This window comes from Photobacterium nomapromontoriensis (assembly GCF_050336815.1).
Classification (GTDB): domain Bacteria; phylum Pseudomonadota; class Gammaproteobacteria; order Enterobacterales; family Vibrionaceae; genus Photobacterium; species Photobacterium nomapromontoriensis.
Genome location: NZ_JAKJSL010000064.1, coordinates 1 through 11,399 on the forward strand (window position 1 = coordinate 1; position 11,399 = coordinate 11,399).

Consider the following 11,399-nt stretch of genomic DNA (forward strand, 5'->3'; position numbering starts at 1 on the left):
CAAAACGCTTAGACATATTGCTGCTCATTGCGTTACTGGCTGAAATTTTAATGTGGTGGAATGGTTTAGCGGCTGCACAAGCAAAGTGGCATTTTGACTTTCAAGCTAACAGCATCAAGCACCGGAGAGTCCTATCAATACCACGACTTGGGCGGGAAGTTCGAGTTCATCGACGATATCAAATTAACGACTCCCAATATCAATGGGCAATGCTTGAATATCAACGACTCACTCACACCGAAGGGCTGGGCAAATTATGAGGGGATCCGTCAGCACTGCGGGTTATTGATGAAAAAGCATTTGGTTCAAATGTGCTAAGCAATGTGATTATTCCTCACTCAGTCATTAGCATCGGTGAGAGAGCATTCTATAGCAATGAACTAACGGAGTTGGTGATCCCAGATTCAATTAGAGTTATCAAAGAGAGTGCTTTTTCGGATAATTTTCTGACTCATATCTCGTTACCTAACACGCTTGTGACCATTGGCCGTAGGGCATTTCATGATAATGCGTTGGCAAGTATAGATATTCCAAACTCAGTGGTAAGTATTGGACCCTATGCCTTTGCTGAGAATGGCCTGGAAACCTTGTCTATCCCTGATTCAGTGACCACTATCGGTGCCGGTGCCTTTTATGCTAACGAGATAACCAGTGTAGATATTCCAAATTCAGTGAAGCGTATAGCCAGTAAAGCATTTGGTAAAAATGACCTTACTAGTGTTGTACTTCCAAGCTCTATAACAAAAATTGAAGCCAGTACCTTCGAGCAAAACCCGCTAATAACTGTAGTCATCCCAAATTCAGTCACAATGATAGATGAATACGCATTCTATGGTGCTCAATTAGCCTCGGTAAATATTCCAGATTCAGTAACCTATATTGGTGATAATGCTTTTTACAAAAATAAACTAACAAGCTTAGTTATCCCGCGATCGGTAAAAAAAATTGGCTATGAGGCATTTGCTAATAACCGATTAACCAGTATGTCTATACCTAATCGGCTTAAAACCCTCGAAGAGGGGGTTTTCTCGGGTAATGCGCTAACAACAGTGAGTATACCTAATTCAGTCACGACGATAGAGAGTCGTGCTTTTTACGGTAACCAATTAACCAGTATCAATATTCCGTATTCAGTCTTGACGATTGGAAAAGCAGCGTTTTCGTATAATAAACTGACGAGTGTGACTCTGCCTCGTTCGCTAAAAACCATCAGTGGTTGGGCGTTTAAGCATAACGCATTAACATCAATTACAATTCCTAATACAGTCACCACCATTGGTTATGAGGCCTTTGCAAAAAATGCACTGACAGAGTTGGTTATTCCAGACACAGTAAAAATAATTGAAGGTTACGCATTTGCTGAAAATAAACTGAAGAAGGTAACATTACCGAAATCACTGGAAACAATAAGTGAGAATGCCTTTGTGAATAATTGCTTAACGAGCGTGAAAATCCCCAATTCAGTGACGACCATCAAGATGGGAGCATTTTATAAAAACGCGTTAACAGCGGTAGAGATACCAAACTCAGTAACGACTATCGGGCGTTCTGCTTTTGCTGATAACGCACTCACAAGTGTGAAAATTCCACCGTCAATCACAGCTATTGAGTATCGAACATTTGCGGGTAATGCGTTAACTCGTATCAATATACCTGACTCAGTAACGACCATTGAAGGGGAGGCTTTTGAGGATAACCAGTTAGTAAAAGTGGGCATCCCGGATTCAGTCACGGTCATAGAATATGGCGCATTTAAGAACAACTTATTGACCAATATTACCATTCCGAATTCCGTTACCAGCATTGAAGGGGATACTTTTGAGCAGAATCAGCTCGAAAATGTCACGATTCCCAACTCGGTAACCAAGATTCAGTATGGCGCATTTAGCAAAAACGCACTGACAAGCCTTACTATCCCGAGTTCGGTGACGACTCTTGGCAATCGTGCATTTAAGGGTAATAAGTTAACAAGTGTTATCATACCGAGTTCAGTGACTACGATCAGTCAGGATGCTTTTGATCAGGATGTAAAAATCACCAAACAATAAGGTTAGGATTATTGTTGATTTCGTTACTCTGGTTTCCATACATTAATAATGCGTTGCACTCTCTCTTAAAGAGCAATGCTGTTCCTCTGCGAAGTGAAATAAATGAAACTCCAAAAATTGTTCTATATCTTATTTGTTCTTTTCAGCTTGATTAGTTCAGCTTGTCATGCGGGAGTGGCAAAAGTGCTGACTCTTGATGATGTCACGTTTGAACCAAGTACGGGGGCCATTGTCGCTTACCGATCTAAGTACACAGATATTATCATTCCAGATACGCTGAGTGGTGTGCCCGTAAAACGTATAGGAAGAAATGCATTTTCTAAGTACGGTTTAACAAGTGTTATTTTACCAAACTCAGTAAGCGAGATTGGTCGAAGAGCCTTCTTTTCTAATGCGTTAAGTAAATTGACTATCCCTAGCTCAGTTACCCATATTAGAGCTTATGCTTTTTCTAGCAATGAACTGGAAGAGTTAGTCATTCCTGAATCGGTTATCGTTATTCAAAAAGGGGCGTTTTCTGACAATTATCTGACCAGTATTACTCTGCCACATTCACTTACCGAGATAGGGGATTGGGTATTTAAGGATAACGCACTGTCGAGTGTTACTATACCTGACTCTGTCACTTCGATTGGCTGGCGGTCGTTTTCACAAAATGGATTAGAGCAGTTGCAGCTCCCTGATTCAGTAACAAGCATTGATATGGAAGCTTTTCGTGATAATGAATTAGTAAGTGTTAAGATTCCGCAGTCAGTGACTTACATTGGTGAAAAAGCCTTTGCAAACAATGATCTGACAGAAGTGGTATTACCGAACGGTTTGAAGACAATTAAAAATGGTATTTTTGAGGACAACCCGCTTACAAGTCTAGTGATCCCAGCCGCAGTGACAGAAATTGATAATTTCGCATTTTATGGTAACCAATTAACCCACATCACGATTCCTACGTCTGTCACTCGTATTGGTAAGATGGCTTTTACGGGCAATAAACTCACCAGTGTGACTATCCCTGATTCGGTGATAACGATTGGTCGTAGCGCATTTGCCCGCAACGAGTTAACCCATATTTTAATTCCAGATTCAATCACATCGATAGCTGAGAGTGCATTTGAATATAATGCAATTTCAAATATAGTGATTCCTGACTCTGTTACGAGCATTGGTAAGCGTGCATTTTGGGAGAACAAGTTAACGGATATCAGTATTCCAGAGACAGTTACAAGTATTGATGAAGAAGCATTTTCCCATAATATGTTGATGAGTGTGACAATTCCACATTCCCTAAAAACCATTAGTGGAGGCGTGTTTTCACATAATGTTTTGACGGCGGTTGAAATACCCAATACGGTCACAGAAATAAAATATCAAGCATTTTGTGATAATGCCTTAACCGATCTGGTGCTCCCTGATTCAATAAAAAACATGGGTGGTTCAGTTTTTTCTGATAATAAACTGAAGAGTGTGAGGCTACCCAATTCGCTAACTTACATTGCTCAAAATGCTTTTTACCAAAACCAGTTGACGCATGTTGTGATCCCTAGCTCTGTCACTACTATTGGTCACAGCGCATTTTTAGATAATGCGTTAACAGAGATAAAAATTCCAAATTCTGTTACAGAAATTGGATCATCGGCCTTTCGTGAGAATGCGCTTACGAGTGTGGTTATCCCAAGTTCGATAACTGTTCTGAATACTCAGGTGTTTTCAAAAAATAAATTGAAGAATGTGATATTGCCTAAATCATTGACTAAGATTGGTAACAGTGCTTTCTCATTCAATGAGTTAACCAATGTTTTAATACCTGATTTCGTGACGGTCATTGATCACGAAGCCTTTAAAAATAATGCATTAACAAGTATCGTCATTCCATATTCAGTGAGAAGTATTGGTCGTTATGCTTTTTATGATAACAAAATAACACAAGTTATGATTCCTAGTACACTTAAGACACTGAATAAGTATGCTTTTGATTATGATGTGAAAGTCATTAAGCAGTAAAGCGTATTTTCTGAATCAGAATTTTCTTATGTTATTACATAATATCTTATTACCCTTAAATTGGTGCAGAAACATAAGTTCTGCACCTTCACGCTAGAGAGCATAAAGGTCGAAGATCTGTCTTAGTATCAGGCTAATCGACCAATTTGTTTGCTGTTTAATTCAGCAATTAGTAGCACCGGATAATACTGAAAATAAATTTATTGCGTTTAGTGCACTATGAACAAACAAACTATTGGCGAAATATTAACCGCCAAGATTTATGCATTAGAAATTGGTTTAACACTATGAAAAACTTACAGATTATAAAGTTTTCGTCGTTGTCTGCATTGCTTATTTGTATGGGATTAATAATCCTTGCCTTTATCAGTGATTTCGATGGCGATATTGGATCTTTTACTTCCTATATTGCAAGGAATGCACTAGAGACTCTTAGCTATTTAGGTACCGTTTGGCTTGGTTGTTTTGCTTGGCTCGCATTTTTATTATGGGGTTTTTGGCGTACGAGCTATGCTAAAAAAGGCTGTTCACTACTGATCGTATTGTTTGCCGCTGCTGGATGTTATGTTTTTGTGTATTTTGATTTTTTGTATTTTGATTATCTCGTGCCTGAAAATCAGTATGAAGGATATTTTGTCCGTGATGCGATTCAAGATGCGAATAATAGCCTCGATCTACAAGTTAAATACCCTGAATACTATAGGGATACTATCGGTAGTTCTAATATACAAATTGATAAATATCGAGCATGGCTTCGTGGTAATAAGAGCAATATCCAACGCAACTATAATATGTGTTTAAAAGATGGAGAGATAATATTTACAGCTGTGAGTGATTTTTCTGACAAAGGTAATTATTGTGAACCGAAGACAAGAGTTACAGATAATCCAGTTGAGTTAATCTTTAAACCGATGGGACAAAATAAGTTTGAATGCATTGGCTGTGATGAGTATTTGCTGCCCGTCTACTGGATACATATATCTCAAGGTTAATATTATGGCCGATAAATTTGTCGTTAATTGTTATTACAGTTATCAGTTGGGTATATGTGCAAGAAAATTTTGATATCTCTCACTTTTTTAGGCTTTGCAGGAAGTATGATTAGTCTCGTTTTCGTTGCTTTTCATAAAACGCAGGATTCTGGGGCATTAGGTGTAATCAGTGTCTGTATCAGCTTACTTTTAGCTGGGGTGATGTATTTCTTTGTTTTTGATGATGACTGTAACCATGAAGTTTATACGCTCATTTCTTTTGGTATCTGCTTGTTGCTTTCAACCTTTATTATCAAATGGGTAGATAACACATATTCAACACAAAATGTGAGTGCAATTGAATTTCAGATTGTTGGTATGGGGACTACACGTGTTAAATCAACCGAATTCACATACCTGCGATTGAAAAATAGAAACGGAGTTATTAAATACGATATCGAAAAAAGTGATATGTCGGAATTTAAAGTAGGTGAAAGCGTCTCATTAAACGCGACAATTGGATTTTTCGGTTATCCTACATTCAAATGAAACTTGCCGGTATATCAATTCGGATTACATTATCAAATAAAGAAAAACGAAGGATACCACGATGGATGAGAATTTAAAGCTATTAGCGTTAGACGATTTATATCACTGTGATGAAGCGATCAAACACCGTATCGATGACATTGCGGGATTGGGTTTATCAGCGTTGATATTTGGTGATGCGCCTAAATATCAGTGGTTTGATTGCATACTTGAAGTTAAAGACTTGCTGTTGTCGATAGATATCACGGATGAACAATTTGCAAAAGTCACCTTACTTAGTGGTGAATGTTGTGAAACGCACTTTTTAGTGATGCCTAATTGGGATGGTGAAGGTGATGAATTTAACATTCAGTCATTTTCAGGGATCGAGAAAATGAAAAATCTATCCTGCTTAGAGCTGCTTGATCTTAGTGTTGTCACTGATGCGGAGCGATTACTTGAGTTGAAGCTTGACGAGGTTAATGATTGCTTAGGTTTAACGACAGAAGTGGTAGAAAAGCTGATAGAAAATGGGACTGTTGTTAATTGAATTTAAAAAAAGTCACTGCTGTTATTGTGTTGAGTATGGTGCATTTTCTTACTGGATACACCGTGTTAGCTGCTGAGTTGCCCACAGAGTATATTGGCGTAACAATCAATCAAACCCAACAACAGGCTGTAATTGAACAGCTTGGTTCTGCCAAGCTCCAAGACATTCCATACCATGAGTACGAACAAGGCTATTGCTATTCATCAAATGGTACGTATGCAATATTGAGCGCTAACATGTTGGCCGATGGCTATGCGGTGAACCATATTAGTATTTTTAATCAGAATCCCGACATGAGCTGCCAGATGACGACGAAAACATTACCAATCTGTATCGGTGAGTTTTGTTTGGGTATGAGCCGTAGCCGTATAGAAACCATGTTGGGAATGCGTTTAACCCAACAAAATAACGATGCTGATGATTATGTGGCCGTTTTCGACTCAACTCGGGCAATCACAGAAGATGAAAGACAGTTTGCGTTATCAGACTCAACAAAAGCGGATGTGAGTTATTACATTACCTTTAATTTCAGCCATGATAAGGCAAAAAAAATCAGCATCATGATGTTTGAAACCTACTGATGTTCATCTAATACCTATCACTTAGCTAGCCTAAACCATAACTAAACGCCTGACGTATATTGCCTTAGTTTCTCTTAATGAACAGGCTCCCCTTAATGGCGAGCCTGTTTTTTGTTAGGCCTCAGCACCATCAAGAATCACACAATCTGGGAAAGCGTCACGAAAATCCTGCGGTACAGTGACGATTTCATACTTTGTTTGGTAGTCACCGAAAATATGAGGCTGACTCGCGCGTCGAAAATCGAGTTTTTTCAATGATTTTAATTGGTATAAAACAGCCGGAAATTGATAGAAATGATTGTAAGATAAATCAAGCTCTTCTAGCTGGGTAAACTTTTTCAGGTTGGCAGGCAAATCTGACAGGTGATTGAAACGTAAGTTTAATCGAGTGGCGTCAGTATAATGTTCGAACCCCTTTGGTAATGCGCCAAGATTACAGTTTTCAAGGTTCAGTTCGCGAATGGAACGCGCTTTAGGCAACCATGTTGGTAATACTGTTTTAAGATCGGTCACATAACCGTCTGTCAAATAATATTCGGATGAACGGTGGCACTTAAGTCGTTGCTTGTCATCGGCTTTTGCTAAGACTAGATGAAAGCCGCATCCACGATGCCAATTGAGTGTTTCACCCTCAACCAAATCATTGATCGTATCGACGCGTACCGGCGACTCTTCTTTACGAGTTAAGAGCAATAACAGACCATCGCCATAATGCTGGAAATATTCGCGGGAAAACGCCAAGCATAGCTCTTGTCCCCAATGTTTTAGCCGTCGAGACAGACGCTTATAAAATTCCGCTTCGCCAGCAGGCAGGCCAATATCATTCAAGCCTCGAACATCATAAAACATGACTTTGTCGTGAACGGCTTTTTGAAACATACCGCACCCTTTACCTTTGAGTATTCCTCTAATTTTGTCTCTAAAGGCTTTATCCGCATTGGTTTTTAGCAGGAAAAAGAGTGGAATTAACATCTCATCGGTGATGCCACCTTGCTCAAGCATCGCAATAGCAACGTGATGGGCGTTTTGATCGGGTGAGCGGAGCATTGAGATGAGATTTTCTACCATTCCCTGATTTTTCGCTTGAGGTTGCTGCAAGAACTTTGGTGCCTGTTGCTCGAACCACTCGGCCAATACAGAATCATCAATAATGGTATGTATATCGTGATTAATTTGAATGATTGATTCGGGTTTTTGCCCGATCACTACATGGGTCACGCTATCATCGAGTTGTTCAGCAATGGTAAATTGGTAGTCGCTTGCTTTTTTATTGAGTGTTGCACGCTTGAGGTAGCTCTTGCCACAAATATAGATTCGGCTATTTATATCCAACGGCTTTGCTTGCAGGTTGTGTTTTGCTTGTTCGCCAAGCCATTGCATTGTGCCTGCATGCAGGGGTTTATAACCGGCTTCTAAAAAGGTTAAGTGCAATAGCGGGTCGTCGCACGCTAACTGTGCAAGATTGGTAGTGTTATAAAGTAGGCTGAAGAAGCGTGATTTGGCGACATCCGGTAAATCACTCAGCTGAAGAATACGGCTTTCATCAACAAGTTGTGTTCCGCGCCGAGCCATTTTAGCTCGCTTGAGGGTGATGTTGTGTGTAAGCAAGCGTAAGTGCAGCAGCATTTCAATCGGCTGAGAATGCGGGTGTGGCTCTAGCGTGACCGATTTCAGGTTGGGAATGGTGAGCAGCTCATCAAACGTCATGTGGCTCGCAGAATCAGATTTTGCGTCCATAAAAATCTTGGCGTAGTAGAGGCTGCTCATGGATGAGAGATCCCCCAAGCCTGAAAGGGCACAGTTGGTTAATGTTAAGTAGCATAGTTGCTCAATAGCTCTTAACTCTGCCGGAAGCTCAGCGGCCGTTGCTTTGTCGATAGTTAGCGAAACGAGCGATTGCATTTTAGGCCATATTTTACCATTCATGGCCTCGCCAGTTATCTCTAAGTTTCTAAGTTGAGGGGCTGCGGTGAGTGCACCAATGCTGGCTAGACTAAGCGCCGGCACAATAAGCTTTTCAAGGGTCGAGCATCGAGTGAGTAGGGCGTGCAGAGATTCAAATGATGCATCTTGCTTTAGTGTCATCTCGTACTTGATTGTCTCAATACCAGATAAAAAAGATGCGGGTATCTCGCCAGCAATTCCTGGTAGTGATAATGTTAAATAATGCAAATGTTTGAGATCAGGATACAGATTTTGAGGTGTTACTTTTCCTACTAAGTGAACGTTGAAATTGTTGCATTCAACCAACCCATTGATCTGAAACTCGCAGCCCTTCTGGAGCGATTTTACGTCGATCACCACTGTTTTCAATTTTTTAGGTGACTCTATCTTAGTTTCGGCTAGCTTGTGAATTCGAAGTGACAAGCTGTCGAATTGACGCGGCATTCTGTAATGCACTGAAAGCGGTACTTTGCTTTTTGGTTGATTGATATTGAGGTGTTTCAGGCGATCACATTGTGAAAAATCAAGATCGACTTTTGCTACATTCACCAAGTTTAACGTGAGCTGATGCACTCGGGGGATGTCTTCTTTAGGGATGATCACATCACCAGCCAGTACCGTTACAGAGAGTTCTTTGTCTTGGCATTGGCTTAAAAATAGGCCTAAATCTGCACCATTTTCAATAATGGCATCACCAAGCATATTGGTAATGAGGGGCATTTCGGAAACATCAAGCCCAGTCAGATTGAGGGATGCTTTCGTCGCCAGTTCGTTTAAGTTAGGGAAGGCACGAAAGAAATCTGTATTCAGTGTTCGTGGTGAACGCGTATCCCGATCTAAAAATTCACACACATTGGGAAATGCAGCACCAATGTCAGCCCAGATGGGCTGTGCTACTGTACCAAAATACTCAATGGTTTTAATCTTTGGATTATAGGTAAGGCCATCTGATACATTAGCGTCAGTCAGTTTTATTTTAGTCATGGTGCGCCGTGTAATTATTATGTGATTATTAAGTGAATTGTGTGATTTTTTAATTCCCTTCATAATTACAGACTGGTAACAAAATGAATGTTGAAACAATAAAAACCACTAAAAACAATTATATATAACAATCTAGAAATAAACGAATCAGACAATGAAATATAAGTAATATGGTTAAATTGCTGATGATTGATGTGAGTAATGCTAATCAACATTCGCAAGGAGCAACTGCTGATTAGCAATACATCATCTTAGTGACCTGATGTCTAATATTCAGACAGGTCTTTTAGGATTACCTCTTTGTTCTAGTTTTAGAAGTTGAATTGATCAAGCTTCGTTTTGATGATTTGATCGGCGATGTATTTATGAGTTGCTGTTGTTGGGTGAGTTACGCCCCAGAAAACGTACTTGTCCGAACTATGGTAAGCACAATCATTGGTTAGTGCGTGGCTATACATATAGTCAACAGATGAACTGCGATTAATATTTAGGCAAGCATCTGTCGCATTTTCAAAACCATGTTGCTTCGGATTTGATGTAATTTGCTCGAATAATTTATGTGCGTCATACAGAACCACATTCAGACCTTTATCTTGATAGAGCTTGGCTTGTTCTTCGATAAAAGAATTAAACTCAATAATTTTTGCTCGTACAGTGTCGATCTGATCCTGAGTCGAGTACTTAAATTGTGGTGCTTTGGTTGCATCAGGCAGGGTAAACAAGAGAATATTGCTGACACCTGATTCGGTTAAACGAATTAAAGCACTACTTAGATCCGCCTTAACATCCGCGACTTTGCGGTTATAATTCATGAAATCGTTTAAACCAAACTCCAGCGTGATTAAGCTATTTTGGGGGTTATAGTTTTTGGCCATTTCCATGTATGTCAGGTAAGACGTGACTTGATCATAAATGCCTGTTAAAGCGACATATTGGTTTGTGCCTGCAGCACCACCAACAGCCCAGTTGTAAAGAGGAACGCCTTTATTTTTAGCTAGATATTCAGTCCAGACCAGACCATTAGTGAAATGGCCTAAGAACCATGAATTTCTGTTTGGGAATACCCACTGTGAACCGTTAAATATATTACCTGTATCTGACAAACTATCGCCTAGCGCGATAATGCGATTAATTTTGTTGTTTGATGCAACATCATTAGTCCAGATACTGTGGTTATATGAGACATTTTTGTCTGAGGCATAGTATAAAATGTCAGCAGCAGTATGGTCGACACCTAACGTTTCTTCGCATCGGGTGGCGATATCCGTTTGACTTACATTGGTATAGAACATGTTTTTGAATGAAACGGAAGACCACCAATACCCATCAATGGTGTAGTAATCACCATTTTCATCTAATGCCCACTCCCAGTCCGTAGACGGGTCGTCATGGTTTTGAGCTGGTCGATACCAACAGCGAACGTAGGTGTAAGTTTGCTTGCCTTGCACTTCTGGCGTATTGCTAATGCTTTCGGTTTCAGGAGTTAGTGGTAGGTTATCAGCGAAAGCTGGAGCAGCCAAGATACAGCTAGCCAACAGTAAGTATTTATTCATAGTAATGTCCTTATGGTCCTAAAATTAAATGGAAATTAAATACTGGTTTAGTCTTAGAATCGTTGATGGTAAATAACGAAGTCTTAATAAACCAGCAACGACATAAAGTAGTAAACTTTATTTATCATTTTAATCATGTTTGTAATGAATTGTATATCCAAGACAATCCAGTACAATAACCGCATAAATGAAGGTCTAAGATTTTATAATAAAAACAATAACATATCAAACATCGTTTAAAG

At 39.6% G+C, this 11,399-nt stretch carries 8 protein-coding genes and 1 pseudogene; 7 read left to right on the top strand and 2 right to left on the bottom strand.

The features are described 5' to 3' along the window. From L4D12_RS23595 to L4D12_RS23625, 7 genes and pseudogenes are all read left to right on the top strand, one after another. Positions 1-260: pseudogene (locus L4D12_RS23595) on the top strand (IS4 family transposase); the annotation flags it as partial. Positions 261-275: 15 nt separating this feature from the next. Next, the gene (locus L4D12_RS23600; RefSeq protein WP_428450305.1) at positions 276-2,048 is read left to right on the top strand and encodes a leucine-rich repeat domain-containing protein; all 1,773 of its coding nucleotides are present in this window, start codon (positions 276-278) and stop codon (positions 2,046-2,048) included. 102 nt (positions 2,049-2,150) lie between these two features. Further along, entirely contained in the window at positions 2,151-4,046 is a 1,896-nt protein-coding gene (locus L4D12_RS23605) for a leucine-rich repeat domain-containing protein (protein WP_428450278.1), read from the top strand. Between the two features lie 287 nt (positions 4,047-4,333). Next, complete coding sequence (locus tag L4D12_RS23610; RefSeq protein WP_428450279.1) at positions 4,334-5,038, top strand: hypothetical protein; 705 nt, start codon at positions 4,334-4,336, stop codon at positions 5,036-5,038. Between the two features lie 54 nt (positions 5,039-5,092). Continuing rightward, positions 5,093-5,566 (top strand): hypothetical protein, encoded by a 474-nt coding sequence (locus tag L4D12_RS23615; protein ID WP_428450280.1) that lies wholly within the window; start codon positions 5,093-5,095, stop codon positions 5,564-5,566. Positions 5,567-5,627: 61 nt separating this feature from the next. Further along, entirely contained in the window at positions 5,628-6,095 is a 468-nt protein-coding gene (locus L4D12_RS23620) for a DUF6892 domain-containing protein (RefSeq protein ID WP_428450281.1), read from the top strand. Then, positions 6,092-6,676: a hypothetical protein gene (locus L4D12_RS23625; RefSeq protein WP_428450282.1), complete on the top strand. Its 585-nt coding sequence runs from the start codon at positions 6,092-6,094 to the stop codon at positions 6,674-6,676. The genes L4D12_RS23620 and L4D12_RS23625 overlap by 4 nt, the downstream gene beginning before the upstream one ends. A 114-nt stretch (positions 6,677-6,790) precedes the next feature. Here the strand turns inward: L4D12_RS23625 and L4D12_RS23630 are convergent, their stop codons facing one another. Further along, the gene (locus tag L4D12_RS23630) at positions 6,791-9,604 is read right to left on the bottom strand and encodes a leucine-rich repeat domain-containing protein (protein WP_428450283.1); all 2,814 of its coding nucleotides are present in this window, start codon (positions 9,602-9,604) and stop codon (positions 6,791-6,793) included. Positions 9,605-9,915: 311 nt separating this feature from the next. Beyond that, positions 9,916-11,157: an SGNH/GDSL hydrolase family protein gene (locus L4D12_RS23635; RefSeq protein ID WP_428450284.1), complete on the bottom strand. Its 1,242-nt coding sequence runs from the start codon at positions 11,155-11,157 to the stop codon at positions 9,916-9,918. Positions 11,158-11,399: the final 242 nt, after the last annotated feature.